Consider the following 14,580-nt stretch of genomic DNA (forward strand, 5'->3'; position numbering starts at 1 on the left):
GAGAAACAGTCGAGAAATCTCGACTGTTTTTTCATGTCCAGGCCTATTCCCCCTGATCTCTTTTTTTCATACGAATAACAAAGAGTGGAAAGGGGTGTGCTTATGGAGGCGCAAGCCATACTCGAGTCTGGTTGGGGTAAAAAAGTACCTGTTGACCCTGCCACTGGGACATCCTCGTATAACCTCTTTGGAATAAAGGGAACGGGACCTGCCGGCTCTGTCACCATCGAAAGCAAAGAGGTGGAAAACGGAAAAACGGTCACACGTACCTCCCAGTTCCGCGCTTATGAAAATTACCAGCAATCCATGGAAGACCATACCCAGTTTTTACGTAGGCCCGCATATAAAAACGTGCTGGCAGCCACGACTCCCGCACAAGCCGCACAGGCTTTAGAAGAAGCCGGCTACGCTACCGACCCTGCGTACGCCGAAAAGCTGACGGGCCTCATTCAGACGTACAACTTGTCTCAGTACGATTCATTCACCTCAGAAGGGCCACAAACGTTTCCTCCCTAGAAATTGGAGCTAGGCAATCGCGCATTACAGGAGGGCTTGCTGACCTCGCCTGAATGGCTAAATAAGTTAGACGAACCAATGCCAGTATGGGCTGTTTTAGCGGTTGCCCTGCGACTGCTGGACAGACAGCGAGAGAAGCCATGAGTCCATGAATAAAAAACAAAAGCCCCATTGCCACAAATAAACCTCGTGGATAATGGGGCTGTTTCGTATAAAAATGCAGTTGCCTCAGTCGTACGTTGCTTGAGCACGTTGATCAAATCATTTGAGACCTGGACAGCGAATAAAACCTTCCGTCCACCATCCGAATTCCCAGATCGACGCAATATTCCAATCCTTGCGTCACTCCGTACAATATCCATTCGGAAGAGAGGTGGTTGATATCAAAATCAGTGTAAAGGTCAGTGCCATCATTTCGGATCTCTTTGCGGTACGTCACATCAAAAAGGCGTAGGACAAAAGGTAGTTCAGCAAAAGGAATAGCAAACTTTCGCTCTATTTCTTGCTCGAACTCCTTCGTCATGCTCCACTCTGCCTGAATGGATTGCTCATCTTTCCAGGCAATGCGTATACTCGGGCCTTCTAGATCTGTGGACGATCGCGGGGGATTTGTCTCCATTCGCTCCCATCGTTCCTTTCTTTCATGTACTTGCTATTACCAAGTATATTGGCTTTTCCGTATATTATAGCACGGGGACATGCAAAGTGGAAACGCATCCAAGCCATAATTTTTAACGCCCAACTGTAAATGTATTTTCACCAACGGATACATAAGAAGTGAATTTCTCGGATTTCATTTGAACTTGTACTTTATAAGTGCCGTATGCTTCGAGTTTCGTAGATACAAAAGGCTCAGAAAAATAGAAGCTGTTTGCATTTTGTGTGGAGTATTTCCATTCCTTCCCTTTAGACACTTCTTTGCCGTCCGGTCCGATCAACACAAGTTGCATGCGCAAGTCTTTAGCTACAGGCGCGTCATCAACCTCTACGAACACGTTAAACGTACGAGGCACATTTTTGTCGCTGTATCCTTTGACAGGGTTGCTGAAAACGACATTTTTATTGCGGGTCTGCTGAATTCCTTCGACCACAATAATATTTACGTTTGGCTTAATCACTTGCAATTTGCCAGATTGCTGATCGTAATCGGCGAAACCACCGAGCTTGTTCACTATTGATTCTATCGATTCGGCCTTGGATGCTGGCATTTCACTCGCTACGGTTTCCGCACCGAAAAATACGCGCATTGCACCCTCTCCCACCGCAGTAGTGCTCCCTACCCCTGCTGCTACAGTCAACGCCAACAAGGCCGATAACCATGCTTTTTTCATGTCAATAATCCTCCTGTATGTGTGCGCGGCAGCGCTTGTTTTTCCGAAATTTCTTCTCTCTAGTTTATACGTTTGGAAAAGGAAATAGTTGTGCTGCCCTGATAAGTTTTTTCAACAATATCCACATTATCCACAAGCACAAAAACCTTAGGAAGAAAGACTTATGCACAGAGATGTTAGTAACTACTTCTTACTCTTGACGAAAATACGGCTGGGAATGACACAGAAAAAAGAGCGGCTATCCAGCCACTCTTTTTTGTTCCTGACACCTGCTACTCCTGTTGCGAAAGCCATGTAAAATACCGGGAGACCAGTCGAATGGCAACTTCGATCGCGTCTTCGTTCGGCTCAATTTTAGAATGATGCAAGCCGTACGGCGTTTGCACACCCAGCCAGAACAAAAAGCCAGGAATTTCTTTCAAAAAGTAACCGAAGTCTTCTCCGGTCATGGCTTCCTTGCAGGTGATAAGAGTTACTTCTTCACATTGTTCCTGTACCCATTGCATGAAGTCTGTCGTTAACTGCTCCTCGTTGTAAACCTGGCAGTAGCCAACCCCATAGTCAATCGTTGCCTGGCAATCGAAGCCTATTTCCACTCCCTTTACGAGAGATTCAATGCGGCTCTTGACGATTGCCATCGATTCCATCGAAAAGGTTCGGATGGTACCTTCTAGCCTGGACTTCTCTGCGATGATGTTCTGCTTCGTTCCGCTCTCCAGCTTGCCAATCGTTACGACAGCCGAATCCAATGGATCCATATTGCGCGAAATAATCGATTGAAGCTGTGTCACAAGATGGCTTCCTGCAACCACCATGTCATTCGCCTTGTGCGGGAAGGCTGCATGCCCCCCTTTGCCAACCAAATCAATGTACAACTCAGAAGTGTTGGCAAACAAAATTCCTGGCTTCGTCGCAATATGACCGACCGGATATTCTGGCGCGATATGCAGGGCAAAAATGCAGTCCGGTCGCCACCCCGCAAACTCTTCACTTTTCATCATCGGCTCCGCACCGCCAGGACCTTCTTCTGCCGGCTGGAAGAGGAACAGCAAATCATCTGCCATCGGATGCTCGGTAAAATGCGTCAGGAGGCCAAGAGCAATTGCCATATGCATGTCATGACCGCATGCATGCATGAATCCTTCATGAAGCGAGCGAAACGGATAGGACGTTTCCTCTACGATCGGCAGGCCATCCATATCCGTCCGCCAGGCAATTAATCGTTTTGGCCTTGTTCCTGCCAGCTTGACCAAAATGCCTGTCCGCCACGTTTTGATCTCGATTCGCTCCTGGGGCAGCTTTTTCAAATAATCCAGCAAGTATTGTTGTGTCTTCACTTCAGCGAAGCCTGGCTCCGGTATTTGGTGCAAGTCTCGGCGAATTTGTGTAAACAAGGAAGTCGTCATGGTCTACGCCTCCTTTTTCGTACCTGTTCTTGCTGTTAATTGGTCCTCAAACACAGCAAGAAAACGGTCCACATCGGCTTTTGTCAACGTCAGTGGCGGAAGCAGACGAACAATCGTTTTCTGCGTCACGTCAACGAGAATTCCTTCGTCAAGCAATGCTTGCTGCAAGTGGCTTACCTCTTCCGGGGTGGAAGAGAGCGGAATTCCAACCATCAAGCCTTTTCCGCGAAGGGATTGCAGCTGATCTGGAAGACGCGCTCGCAGCGCTTCCAAGCCCGACCACAGGTACGCAATCACTTCTTCTACGTGAGCGCTGAAGGCTGGATCAAGCAATTCATCCAACACGACATTCCCTAAGGCAGCAGACAGTGGCGATGGTGCAAAAGTCGTTCCGTGATCCCCCGGTTTGAACTGGTTCATCAGCCTTGGGCCAGCGATGACACCGCCGAGGGGAAGCCCTCCCCCTATGCCTTTGGCAAAAAGGATCAGGTCTGGCGTTACGCCTGCATGCTCATAAGCAAACAGCTTTCCTGTTCTGCCCATTCCTGTCTGGATCTCGTCCATGACAAAGAGCATGCCTTCATGTTCACAGATCGCAGCTACCTCTCGCAAGAACGCTTCCGTTAACGGCACGACACCGCCAGAACCCAAGACTGGCTCCATGAGGACCGCAGCGGGTCTTGCTTCCTGGCAAATCGCTCGCAATCCTTCCGTGTCTTCCACATCCAGTTCATAAACAGGAAAAGCCGGCTGAGGAAAGTCTTGATAGACGTGAGCCTGCCTCGTCAAACGCACTGCTCCGAGTGTTCGCCCGTGAAAACTGTTGCGTAAGACAACGATGCCTTCACGACCTGCTCCCTCGTTCTTCGTCCATTTGTGAATCAGCTTGATCGCAGACTCTGTAGCCTCTGCACCAGAGTTGGTGAAAAACACTTTTCCACTAATGCTGTTCGCAACCAAACGCTCGGACAAACGAATAGCTGGCTTATTTAAAAATACATTGGAAATATGCAAGAAGCGCTCTCCCTGCTCACGCAGAGCCTGTACAATGCGCGGATGAGAATGCCCCAGAACGTTTACCGCGAGTCCGGTAAACAAGTCGAGGTAGCTCTTTCCATTCGTATCGTACAAGTAATTTCCTTCGCCTTTTTCTATGGCAATCGGAAGTCTTTTGTAAGAGGAGACGATATATTGTTCATCGAGCGAACGCCAGTCCATGTGCACTCTCTCCCTTACAGCTGACGTAGCTCCTGCTTGATCTCTGTCTTGGAACGAGTTTTTTCATCGATTTGCTTGATCACACGTGCAGGCGTTCCCGCAACTACTACGTATGGAGGTACATCTTCAATCACGACAGCACCTGCTGCAACGACAGCACCTTTTCCTACGCGAACACCTTCCAGAATGACAGCATTTGCTCCGATGACAACATCGTCTTCGACAACAACTGGCTGTGCAGATGGTGGCTCGATAACGCCTGCGATAACCGATCCAGCGCCGATATGGCAGTTTTTCCCGATGGTTCCACGTCCACCTACAACAACATTCATGTCGATCATCGTACCTTCACCGATAACTGCGCCGATGTTAATGGAAGCACCCATCATGATGACCGCATTGTTACCGATTGTCACTTGGTCACGGATAATTGCGCCTGGCTCAATACGTGCTTGAATTCCTTTTGTATCCAGCAATGGAATAGCGGAGTTGCGGCGGTCGCTTTCTACCACATAATCTTCAATTTTGTCTGCGTTAGCAGCGAGCACTGGCTCAATCTCTTTCCACTCACCAAAAACAACACCAGTAGGACCAGTAATGAAGGCTTTGGAGCTCGCACCAAAGTCGATTCCCTCCAGGTTCCCTTTCACATATACCTTCACTGGTGTTTTCTTTTCGCTTTTTTGAATAAACGCGATAATTTCGTTGGCATCCATCATGTTCATGGTTACATCCTCCTCAAAATAACAGCATGGTAAATCAAAAAAAGCAATGAGTGCATTCGCTATCTCATTGCTCTTACTACTACAGAAGCAAATCATAAATAGCGCTCCACAAAAAGACTTTAGGTCCCTTGTGACAGGATGATCATTTTTCATGAGACACCCCAGCCTGTGCTACGTAGGGGCATAGCATAAGCTTCGGCGCTTTAGCCTTTCTTCCTTCTCCTGCCCCCTGGCAGATTGCGAAAAGACTTACTCTTCTTCGGCGCACCTCTATTTAGAGTACATTATTATAATTTTATTTAACTCTACCAAAATCAATGAAACGTGGCAATAAGAAAAAAGTTATTGACAACGATTCTCATTTTCATTATTTTTATTGATGAGAATGATACTCATTATCTGAATTGGAGGTTTTACGTTTTATGAGCATTTTGATGGTATACGCGAGCATGACAGGGAATACTCAGGAAATTGCTGAAGCAATTGCAGAAGGTATTCGTTCAACTGGTGCTGAGCTGGAGATAAAAGAAGTGATGGATGCGAACGCAAAAGAACTCGAAGCTTACGACGGAATCTTGCTTGGTGCCTACACATGGGGCGACGGTGAACTGCCAGACGAATGCCTGGATTTTTATGAGGAAATGGACAATATTGACCTCAGCGGGAAAAAGGTTGTTGCTTTTGGCTCTTGCGACTCCGCTTACGAGCATGTCGGTGCAGCTGTTGATATTTTGCTGAAAAAGGCGAGCGAGCGTGGTGCGGAAACTCCTCTGGAAGGTTTGAAAATCGAGCTTTCTCCTACTGCAAAAGAAGTGGAAACGTGCAAAGCATTTGGGGTGTCATTTGCAGAATTGCTCGGCTAATTGATGTTTCCCAAATACTCTGGCACATGCTATACTATCAATCCAACTTTTTAAGGAGGATTGATCTCATGTCACTACATACGGACGAGATTCTCTTACGGCCTCTCCAACAACAAGACGCAGCCGAGCTCCTAGAGCTTCGGCTGCGTAATCATGATTTTCTCCAACCCTTTGAACCGATCCGCCCCGCTTCATTTCTGACCCTCATAGGACAGCAAGAACAGATTTCACAAGCGCAGATTGATTTTGAACGTGGTACTGCCTATGCTTTCGGCGTATTCTCCCGAGAATCCGGAAAGATGATTGGACGTGTAGCGTTGTCGAATGTCGCACGTGGCGCATGGCAAAATGCGACGATTGGCTACTTTATGGATCAGGCGTGCAATGGCAAAGGTTATACGACATCAGCAGTAAATCTCGCCCTCCGCTTTGCTTTAACGGATGCTGGGCTGCACAGAGTACAAGCTGCTGTTATGCCTCGCAATCAAGCTTCCATTCGCGTCTTGGAAAAAAACCGTTTTCGCCAGGAAGGGCTTTCGTTACGCTATTTGCAAATTAACGGTGTATGGGAAGACCATCTCCTGTACGCTCTTACTGCTGAGGAGTGGGCTCAGTAATTTCCTCCCTCATTTCGCTCTCTCGTAGCCGCTCCAGGATACGCCGTTTGCGGTACAGCATCATCCCCGCTTCGGCGACATCCTGTACGGTTGAACGGTTCAAATACGCCCCGAACAAAACACCTGCAATCGGCACCATTTGAAACAATTTTTTCCACCCAAAGTTTTCTGTGTACGTTACCACGACTTCACGCCATCCTTGCAATTGAGCCATAACCTCTCTCTGCGCATTTGGATCATCAAAGCGGGAGAGCTCAGCGAGTATCGCTTTTTTCCCTACAATGTCTGATGAAGCAAACTGCAAGCATTTGACGACAAACAGCCGCTCTCTTTTCTCTTCAGGTCGATAGCCATAGGCAAGAGCCATCTCTTGTAATACTTTAAGGGATGTCCCCATCAATAAAGGGATATCGATCGCGAGGGTAAAAATCCCTCCGAAGCCAGTCGTGGCACCTTGTACCGTGGCAAAATTCGCACGTGAATCCTTTAACTCCATTGCGACATCATTCATGATCGTAAGCGGTACAGCGGCAATCTTTTCTTTGTCAACAACAGACGCCCCCTGTCCCTCTAACCGTTTGCCAAACCGCTTGTAAATCGGTTCATCCTGCACCAAATAAGTTCCACCTGTCTCAAGAAAGGCTGCCATTTCATCTACGGCTTTTCCCAGCTTCTCTTGAACGAATGCAGGCGTAATCCGATCCAACAGAACAAACGGAAGTCTGCCAAGCTTTTCCCAGAACCACAAGTCGTTCTGGTCTCTCTCCCAAGCCTCCACTTCACGTAATGCCGTAACCAATGACTCCCTAGACTCACTCAACCCCAACAACCTCCCTGGCTGCTCACTCAGATTCTCCTCGCCTCCACTGACATTGGTTGCGCAAGATGGACTTGATGTAGTCCTGCAACTCTTCTGACGTGGCGTGACAGACGAATTCTTTTTTATTTCTTACGATTCCCAGTTTTAAATGTTTCACTTCCTCTCCTTCGATTCGAAACCCGAACTTTTCCAAGATCGTCTTCTGCTCATTTGTCATTGGACTTCCTCCCCATGTAGTCGAAAACCCCCATGCCAAAAAGTGCAAGGGGGTCAATCGTTATTTCACTTCGATTGTGAATGCGATCGTTTCTTTTCGTTCATCAACGTCTGTTTTTTTGACTGATCTTTTTTGTCTTGTAACGAGTTGGCAAGTCTTGTTGCTAAGGATGTTGGTTATTTTGATCTCGTATTTGCCGGGCTTCTGCCGATTAATGTATTTGCTAATATCAAGTGATTCCAGTCCGTTTTCAGTGCCGTCATCTCGATTTGAAGGCTTAATGGTAGTGATTTCTTTTCCTTCGTAGGAGATCTCGATCCGGTTTTCTGAAGATATCGTAGCACTGCTGTGCTCTTGTCTAGCACCAATGGCGTTCTCTCCATATATCCACTCATACTTGGGCATATGGTAAGAGGAAGCCTTCCTACTCTCTCTAATTTTCTTCGTCCCAGTCCGCTCTGCATACGTGGAGATGAGTTGTAGGTTTTCCAATTCAGCAAGATCGCTATCAGATTCCACAGTCACAATATCTCCATCTCGATATTCCTTGCCCTCTTTTCCTCTCATGAGCATTGGGGCTTGTGGTGGAGCTATACCTGAATCACCTGAATCACAACTTTGGGACGCTGGGATTGGTGGCGTGTCCTCAATGACCTGTATGTAACCACACCATGACTTGGCAGGGTCTCTTTTGCTGTAATAGTTTACCTTGTAACGCCCTGGCTTATAGCCAGACAGTAACAAGCCTGTATGATCCCAATTCAATTTATCACTATCGACCACGACGTTATCGACTGCCCATACGCCTGGTCCTTCATCGTCATCAGCTTCACTACCGAATTCGATATGCTCTGCTGCTGTAGTCAGCCATATCACATGTACCGGGTTTTGATAGAGCCTCACTGTATTGTCTGATGAATACACGTTTGCTTTCTCGACCATGAGTGTAGATTTTTCGTTTGGTTGCATCAACACATCCAACGTGACATCTCCGCTTGTGGGACCACAAGCATTCGGTGCACCTGGAATTTGTATGTGAATCGTAGTCGACGTAGAGCTACCCCATAAGGAATCCGTTTTGTTTTCCTTGGAATCTGGCTCAAAAGTGACAGAAATCGTCATACCCGCCAGCATTTTCGGGATATCAACTTCAAAATGTTGCGCATTTGTCAACGTTTGTCCAGTTCCGTTCACCGACCATCGACCTAGGTATGCCGAATACAAAGAAATCTTACCTGGTGGCTCCGGGGCAGTAATGGTCTGATCCGGTGCCAGTTTTTGACCACTTGCATCTGTACCCATATATAGCTCCGCCATGCCAATCTGAACTGTCGTCGTCCAAGGCGACATCGAGGTATCATCAGGTAGAAAAAGGAGTTGGTATTGACCAGTCAACAACGTACCTGTTGAAAACACAGTAGCAGGAACAGATCTCATTTCTTGGTTCGTAGACTTGTTTGTTAGCTTCCACGTACCAGGTACAGAACTGTTAAAATCAGTTGACCCCATATTTCCGAAAATGGTCGTCTGCCCACCTGTCGACAAAGGCTCTCCCTCTGCTTTTTCTCCCTTATAAATACGTGGGTAATTTTGTGCTTCTACCTGAAAGCTTACGTGTAACGTACTGCTCTTTGCATTGGCATCAGTCACTACAAAGGTCAACGTATGAGAGCCAGCAGACAATTTCGCTGCGGGAATTGTAAAGCGAGGTACCTGCCATTTGAACACAGCTTGATTTGAGGTTTGCTCCATTTGTAACTCCGTTAATTCTACACCATCCAAATATACTTGCTTCCGACTTAGGTTTGTTCCATTTCCATAAGTAGTCTGTATCACGTCAATATCGAGTGGTGTCTCCGGAGGTAGAATAAACTCATCATTCTTCACCCAGTTCCAACCTTTTGAATCCAGTCCCGCAACCTGATAATCGTTAAAGATAACCATATCGTGAACAGGCTGCTTCCGGATCGGCTTAGATACTTGGCTGTTTTTTTTCATGGATGCTGTTGCCCCGGCTCCCATGGCTGGCGGTACTGACAAACCTGACAAAAAGGTACCAGTTGCCAAACACACGAGAAGTGCTTTTACAACCCATTTTTTCACGAACTGTCCTCCTACTTTTTGTCTTACGTATTTGTATGTGAACAACTGATTTTATTCGACAATAACCGTGTTATATCCTTTTATGTTCTCACGCTTTTTCCCAAGCTCGATATAGTTAAAAACTATCTGTTTAATAATTTATATAGATTTGACTTATGTCTTTTCAGTCGGTAAAAAGGAAGGTAGGGAGGGATACAGATGATTCAAACCAATCAATGGAATGCCGGGCTATACGACGCCAAAATGAATTTCGTTTCTGAATACGGCAAAGGATTAGTGGACTGGCTACAGCCGGCTCCTGGAGAAAGCATTCTTGACCTAGGCTGTGGAACAGGCGACCTGTGTGCTCAACTATCGCTTTCCGGAGCAAATGTGGCAGGAATCGACTTTTCTGCCGCCATGATTGAGGCTGCTCGCCATAAATATCCGCAGTTTGCTTTTGAAGTAGCCGATGCGCATACGTATCGTACAGATATCTGTTACGACGCTGTCTTTTCCAATGCCGCACTCCACTGGATGAAACGTCCTGCTGAAGTCGTTGAGACCATTTGGTTGGCTCTTGCTCCCGGTGGACGCTTTGTCGCGGAATTCGGGGGACACGGCAATTGCGGTCAAATCACAAAGGCATTACGGACTGTTTTGGCACAAAAAGGAATATCCGCGGATGAGCGATCACCTTGGTATTTTCCCAGCATTGGAGAGTACACGACTCTTTTGGAGAAGCAAGGCTTCCACGTCGTACTTGCCTCCCATTTTGATCGTCCCACAGTCATGGCTGATGGGGAACTGGGGCTTTCGCATTGGTTGAATTCTTTTTGCAGTCCTTTTTTTGTGGGGCTGTCCGCAGATGAAATCCAGCAAGTATGTAGGGAAGTCACTAGCTTACTTCGTCCTGCTCTGTTTCAAGATGGTCAATGGGTGCTCGATTACAAACGCATTCGTGTCCTTGCCCATAAGAAATCAGAGACTGATACTCTACATGGGGGAGCTGCACAATGACTCGTATTGCCTGTCTCCATGGACATGATTCGAATATTTCCCTCATATCAGATGCGTTCGCAGCCTTTGACGTAGAGCTCATTCATTTTGTTGATCCAAGTTTACTCCTGCAAAACGAGGGAACTCCTGTGCATACCAAGGAACAATCGCATGCCAAATTACGTGAGCAACTAAGCTGGATGCAGAGCTTGGCGGTCGATGCAATCTTGATCACTTGCACGCAGTATGCCGCACTGGTAACACTAGAGGATGAGGCAACTACCACTGTCCCCATCTTCACAATCGATGGACCTTTTTTTCATGAGCTTGCACGATATACGGAGCCACAAGTTCTTCTGTTCTCCAATCCCGCTACTGTCCAACCTACGATGGAGCGTCTCGTGCAACACGCCTATTCTCACAACCTTTATCCAGAGATACGAGTAAGCATCATTGAAAATGCTTTTGCCCTGCTCATGGAAAACAAGCAGGAAGCATACAGAGAAGCGATAAAAGACGCCCTGCACCAGCTCCACCAAACATTTCCAGACCAACCTATTGCAGTGGCACAGCTCTCCATGGCACCAGTTGCCGATCAGTTTGCAAAGGAAAACGGCTGTACAATCTCCCATCCTCTACATAGTTTGACGGCCGAAATGACAAAAACGCTACAATTACAAACAAAATGTTAAGATCTTTTGGTGAAAAAAGAATAGCCCCGTTGCTTGGTCTATGGCCATTTGCAACAGGGCTATTCTTAATCAAATGAACCAAGAAAGACTAATTTACATCCCTTCGTTGGTCAAGAGAACTTCTTCTCCTTCATTCAAGCCGCCTTTGATTTCAATAAAATCAGTTCCTTCGACACCAATTTGTACTTCTTTTGGTGTTGGATCACCTGTGCTCGGGTCCTTTACCATGACGGTGCCTTGACCCGCCTCTAAAACCTCAACAGCATTAATCGGCAAGCGCAAAACATTGTCCACTTGTGCTACATAAATATCGCAGTCACCTGTCATTCCATGCTTCATATCAGTCGTATCGCTCAATTCAATTTTCACAGCAAAACGGACATTTTTCTCTTCTTTTTTCCCCTCTTTTGGAAGCTCTATAACTTTTCCGTTAAAGGGTTTATTGCCAAATGCTGATACGTAGACATCGACACTCTGACCGAGCTTGACTGCTGGAATATCCAACTCGTCAACCGCTGCGATAAAGTACACAGACGTAGTGTCCATGATAATAACCGCTGGATCGGAGCCTGGTGTTTCACCTTCTTTAATATTTACTTTTGTGATCACTCCATTTATTGGAGCCGTCACTTGATTTTTCGCAATTTCACGTTTTTTCTGTTCCATGGTCAAAATGGACTCTTTCAAAGAAAGCTCTTTTTCCTGCAGTTCGAGACCTGCCGATGTCATATCCATCTTGAACAATTGCTGCCCTACCTTGATGATGGAGTCCTTTTTTACGTCTACTCTTCCGACTTTGCCATGCGTACCTGCCAAAATTTCCATATCATCTGGCAGTTCAAACGCCGTCGCCTTTTGGCTGGCGTAAAGCACGCCCTTTTCATCTGTGAATTGGACTTCACCCATGTCTCCCACATAAAGGGCGCCTGGTTTTTTTACCAAAACTTCGACGTCGTGAACACCACCGGTGCCTTGTTCTTTTTTTCCAACTCGGTCTACATTCGTTACTATCCCATCCACATAGTACATGGAGGCACTAATGAAGACCTTCACTTTTTGTCCTGTTGAGAATCGTTCTGACTCAAATGCTGTGAACTTGCCGGTAATTTTCAAATAGTCGGTGTTAGCCAACTTGACGACAGGTGTTTCAGGCGTAACCGTGTCGCCTTCTTTTGCGAGCACTTCGATTACTTTACCTTCCTTATCTGCATTGATTTTGTCTCTTTTGTCTTTGATTTCATTCAGTTCTTTTTTTGCACGGATAATCGCAAGCTCTTGCTTCTGCACCTCAAACTGGGCATCTGTACTATCTATCGTGAACAATACGTCACCCTTTTTTATTGACTGTCCTTCCTTCACTAGCAGACGCTGAATTTTTCCACTGAGTTCCGGCTTCACTTCTTCACGTGCCTTTGCTTCTATCGTACCGGATGAGAAAATCGTTTTCTTTACCTCTCCTTTTTCAACGATCGCTGTCGGGAAAGTCGGCTTCTCTTCAGGTACTTCTTCGGTAACTGCATTCTTGCTCTGGAAGTACGAATAGCCGAAGTAGCCGCCTCCACCGAGAAGAACCACAACTGTGGCTAGAATGATCCACTTTTTCTTGTTCATCTTATGTTCCTCACATTCCATCACTTATTCAGATCGAATCGCTTGCAGTGCGCTTAAACGGGAAGCACGGATGGCTGGGAAAATTCCCGCCAACACCCCGATAACAAAGGAAAAACCGATTGCGAACAGTGCCAGCCAGCCTGGAATAACCGCGAGCTTGGATGGTTCCCCCTCCGGATTACCACCGCCGTAGCCCATATTCAGACTATCCAACAGCCCGCCAGACGCTCCGAAGTAGTTCACGAGCTCAACTGCTCCCCACGCCATCCCGAGACCAGCCAATCCTCCAATTAATCCAATAAAGCCTGATTCCATTAAAAACAGCCAACGAATATTCAGCACCGTAGCACCAATTACTTTCATGATCCCAATCTCTTTGGTTCGTTCCAAAATCGACATGATCATCGTATTGACGATTCCAATGGTTGCAACGAGCAAGGAAATGGCAGCAATTCCACCGAGAACCATCTGAATCACAAAGAAAAAGTTATTGATGGTTTCCAACTCACGTGCAGGAGACCACACTTCAAAGCCCTTTTCCTTCAATGCAGCAACGACGCCCTCGACCTTTTCGCGTGATTCTACCTTCACCGTGATCCGATCAAATTCAAAGGTATCCTTCTTAGCTTGTTCACGGGTGCGCCGTGTCGATCCCTCGTTGTTCTCCTCTTCCCTCCCGCGAGTTACCCAGTCGTTCAACTCTTTCACGACGTTAATGGGCACGTAAACGGCAGAAGAAGATCCGCGCTCTTCAGTCTTTTTCAATTGACCGACAACCCGAACGCGTAGTTCCTTTTTCTCGTATTTCGGTTCATCGTCGATTCTGTATTCCCGTGACAAAATGAGTGTCGCTGCTCTGTCCACGATGTTGAACCCGATTGATTCTCCACCGCCCATATCAGGTGGCATAGTGGACTGTCCAGCTTGTCCACCCCCCGTCCTTCTTCGCCGTTCCTCCCGCTTTTCTTTTTCCACGTCCCGCAATTCTCGAGAGACATCGAAAGCGACTACCACTTCTTGCGGTGAGCCTGTCAGATAGTCTCCTTTTTCAATATCGTTTTTTCGATAGGCAGCCGACTCATTCACGTCCACCCCAATAAGCTGTACGTAACCTTCTCGCCTACCTACCTTAAGCTTCGCTTGCTCTCGTAATTCTTTTATCGGCATAACTGCCTGAATGCCAGGAATCTTTTTTAATTCCTGCACCGCTTGCATATTGAGCTTCTTGACTTTATCCTCTGGAACATCAATCCATTCGCCTTTTTCCTCGTACCAACGCAATGGCTCGACGTCCATTTCTGTCAAGTTTCCGAAGTTCTCCAAGCTTTTTACCGCACTTTCCTTAAGCCCTAAACTAAGTGCCATCATCGCGACGATTGCAGCCGTTCCGATCATAACACCAACCGATGTGAGGGCTGTCCGCAGCTTCATTCGCCACAGATTCCTCCAGACGATGCGAAAAGAATCTATTACCTTCACTGTT

The 14,580-nt window shown here is 46.8% G+C and carries 16 protein-coding genes and 1 riboswitch; of the genes, 6 read left to right on the plus strand and 10 right to left on the minus strand.

Annotation, left to right across the window (positions count from 1 at the left end; translation table 11 throughout):
* The first annotated feature begins 102 nt into the window (after positions 1-102).
* The gene (locus tag HPY27_RS03975; RefSeq protein ID WP_254612805.1) at positions 103-516 is read left to right on the plus strand and encodes a glycoside hydrolase family 73 protein; all 414 of its coding nucleotides are present in this window, start codon (positions 103-105) and stop codon (positions 514-516) included.
* Between the two features lie 256 nt (positions 517-772).
* On the opposite strand, the gene HPY27_RS03980 is transcribed toward HPY27_RS03975, so the two are convergent.
* Positions 773-1,135 carry a DUF4912 domain-containing protein gene (locus HPY27_RS03980; protein WP_017249616.1) on the minus strand — a complete coding sequence of 121 codons (363 nt, stop codon included), beginning with the start codon at positions 1,133-1,135 and terminating at the stop codon, positions 773-775.
* Positions 1,136-1,247: 112 nt separating this feature from the next.
* Positions 1,248-1,847 (minus strand): hypothetical protein, encoded by a 600-nt coding sequence (locus tag HPY27_RS03985; RefSeq protein ID WP_173622220.1) that lies wholly within the window; start codon positions 1,845-1,847, stop codon positions 1,248-1,250.
* Between the two features lie 163 nt (positions 1,848-2,010).
* Between HPY27_RS03985 and HPY27_RS30330 the strand changes: the two genes are divergently transcribed.
* Positions 2,011-2,145 (plus strand): hypothetical protein, encoded by a 135-nt coding sequence (locus HPY27_RS30330; RefSeq protein ID WP_256436311.1) that lies wholly within the window; start codon positions 2,011-2,013, stop codon positions 2,143-2,145.
* On the opposite strand, the gene HPY27_RS03990 is transcribed toward HPY27_RS30330, so the two are convergent.
* The 3 genes from HPY27_RS03990 to dapD are packed head-to-tail and all read right to left on the minus strand — an operon-like array spanning position 2,120 to position 5,196.
* Positions 2,120-3,253 (minus strand): N-acetyldiaminopimelate deacetylase, encoded by a 1,134-nt coding sequence (locus HPY27_RS03990; RefSeq protein WP_174224386.1) that lies wholly within the window; start codon positions 3,251-3,253, stop codon positions 2,120-2,122. The genes HPY27_RS30330 and HPY27_RS03990 overlap by 26 nt on opposite strands.
* A gap of 3 nt (positions 3,254-3,256) precedes the next feature.
* On the minus strand, positions 3,257-4,471 hold the full coding sequence (locus tag HPY27_RS03995; protein ID WP_174224387.1) for an aspartate aminotransferase family protein: 1,215 nt from the start codon (positions 4,469-4,471) through the stop codon (positions 3,257-3,259).
* Between the two features lie 14 nt (positions 4,472-4,485).
* Positions 4,486-5,196, minus strand: coding sequence for a 2,3,4,5-tetrahydropyridine-2,6-dicarboxylate N-acetyltransferase (gene dapD / locus HPY27_RS04000; protein WP_007723196.1), 711 nt, complete (start codon positions 5,194-5,196; stop codon positions 4,486-4,488).
* 91 nt (positions 5,197-5,287) lie between these two features.
* Positions 5,288-5,477: riboswitch (Lysine riboswitch) on the minus strand.
* 141 nt (positions 5,478-5,618) lie between these two features.
* On the opposite strand from dapD, the gene HPY27_RS04005 reads away from it, so the two are divergent.
* The gene (locus HPY27_RS04005; RefSeq protein ID WP_017249620.1) at positions 5,619-6,059 is read left to right on the plus strand and encodes a flavodoxin; all 441 of its coding nucleotides are present in this window, start codon (positions 5,619-5,621) and stop codon (positions 6,057-6,059) included.
* A 68-nt stretch (positions 6,060-6,127) separates the two neighbouring features.
* Positions 6,128-6,676: a GNAT family N-acetyltransferase gene (locus tag HPY27_RS04010; RefSeq protein ID WP_017249621.1), complete on the plus strand. Its 549-nt coding sequence runs from the start codon at positions 6,128-6,130 to the stop codon at positions 6,674-6,676.
* Here the strand turns inward: HPY27_RS04010 and HPY27_RS04015 are convergent.
* Genes HPY27_RS04015 through HPY27_RS04025 form a run of 3 tightly spaced genes read right to left on the minus strand, consistent with a single transcriptional unit; the run spans position 6,651 to position 9,816 of the window.
* A complete protein-coding gene (locus tag HPY27_RS04015) occupies positions 6,651-7,505 on the minus strand; it encodes an EcsC family protein (RefSeq protein ID WP_173622224.1) in 855 nt (284 codons plus the stop codon). The genes HPY27_RS04010 and HPY27_RS04015 overlap by 26 nt on opposite strands.
* A gap of 13 nt (positions 7,506-7,518) precedes the next feature.
* Positions 7,519-7,713, minus strand: coding sequence for a hypothetical protein (locus tag HPY27_RS04020; protein WP_174224388.1), 195 nt, complete (start codon positions 7,711-7,713; stop codon positions 7,519-7,521).
* A gap of 60 nt (positions 7,714-7,773) precedes the next feature.
* On the minus strand, positions 7,774-9,816 hold the full coding sequence (locus tag HPY27_RS04025; protein WP_174224389.1) for a hypothetical protein: 2,043 nt from the start codon (positions 9,814-9,816) through the stop codon (positions 7,774-7,776).
* Positions 9,817-10,014: 198 nt separating this feature from the next.
* Here HPY27_RS04025 and HPY27_RS04030 point away from each other — a divergent pair, with 198 nt between their 5' ends.
* Positions 10,015-10,815, plus strand: a complete 801-nt coding sequence (locus tag HPY27_RS04030) for a class I SAM-dependent methyltransferase (protein ID WP_174224390.1) — start codon at positions 10,015-10,017, stop codon at positions 10,813-10,815.
* A complete protein-coding gene (locus tag HPY27_RS04035) occupies positions 10,812-11,486 on the plus strand; it encodes a hypothetical protein (RefSeq protein ID WP_174224391.1) in 675 nt (224 codons plus the stop codon). The genes HPY27_RS04030 and HPY27_RS04035 overlap by 4 nt, the downstream gene beginning before the upstream one ends.
* 93 nt (positions 11,487-11,579) lie before the next feature.
* Here HPY27_RS04035 and HPY27_RS04040 read toward each other — a convergent pair whose 3' ends face one another.
* Entirely contained in the window at positions 11,580-13,097 is a 1,518-nt protein-coding gene (locus HPY27_RS04040; RefSeq protein ID WP_017249627.1) for an efflux RND transporter periplasmic adaptor subunit, read from the minus strand.
* A 24-nt stretch (positions 13,098-13,121) separates the two neighbouring features.
* Positions 13,122-14,576 carry an ABC transporter permease gene (locus HPY27_RS04045; protein ID WP_017249628.1) on the minus strand — a complete coding sequence of 485 codons (1,455 nt, stop codon included), beginning with the start codon at positions 14,574-14,576 and terminating at the stop codon, positions 13,122-13,124.
* Between the last annotated feature and the right edge of the window lie 4 nt (positions 14,577-14,580).

This window comes from Brevibacillus sp. HB1.1 (assembly GCF_013332445.1).
Taxonomy (GTDB): domain Bacteria; phylum Bacillota; class Bacilli; order Brevibacillales; family Brevibacillaceae; genus Brevibacillus; species Brevibacillus porteri.

Excerpts from the sequence above, each read along its gene's own strand:
- HPY27_RS03990 (WP_174224386.1), bottom strand. The coding sequence starts at position 3,253 with ATGACGACTTCCTTGTTTACACAAATTCGCCGAGACTTGCACCAAATA.
- dapD (WP_007723196.1), bottom strand. The coding sequence starts at position 5,196 with ATGAACATGATGGATGCCAACGAAATTATCGCGTTTATTCAAAAAAGC.
- HPY27_RS03985 (WP_173622220.1), bottom strand. The coding sequence starts at position 1,847 with ATGAAAAAAGCATGGTTATCGGCCTTGTTGGCGTTGACTGTAGCAGCA.
- HPY27_RS03995 (WP_174224387.1), bottom strand. The coding sequence starts at position 4,471 with ATGGACTGGCGTTCGCTCGATGAACAATATATCGTCTCCTCTTACAAA.
- HPY27_RS04030 (WP_174224390.1), top strand. The coding sequence starts at position 10,015 with ATGATTCAAACCAATCAATGGAATGCCGGGCTATACGACGCCAAAATG.
- HPY27_RS04035 (WP_174224391.1), top strand. The coding sequence starts at position 10,812 with ATGACTCGTATTGCCTGTCTCCATGGACATGATTCGAATATTTCCCTC.
- HPY27_RS04040 (WP_017249627.1), bottom strand. The coding sequence starts at position 13,097 with ATGAACAAGAAAAAGTGGATCATTCTAGCCACAGTTGTGGTTCTTCTC.
- HPY27_RS04005 (WP_017249620.1), top strand. The coding sequence starts at position 5,619 with ATGAGCATTTTGATGGTATACGCGAGCATGACAGGGAATACTCAGGAA.
- HPY27_RS03975 (WP_254612805.1), top strand. The coding sequence starts at position 103 with ATGGAGGCGCAAGCCATACTCGAGTCTGGTTGGGGTAAAAAAGTACCT.
- HPY27_RS04010 (WP_017249621.1), top strand. The coding sequence starts at position 6,128 with ATGTCACTACATACGGACGAGATTCTCTTACGGCCTCTCCAACAACAA.
- HPY27_RS30330 (WP_256436311.1), top strand. The coding sequence starts at position 2,011 with ATGCACAGAGATGTTAGTAACTACTTCTTACTCTTGACGAAAATACGG.
- HPY27_RS04020 (WP_174224388.1), bottom strand. The coding sequence starts at position 7,713 with ATGACAAATGAGCAGAAGACGATCTTGGAAAAGTTCGGGTTTCGAATC.
- HPY27_RS03980 (WP_017249616.1), bottom strand. The coding sequence starts at position 1,135 with ATGGAGACAAATCCCCCGCGATCGTCCACAGATCTAGAAGGCCCGAGT.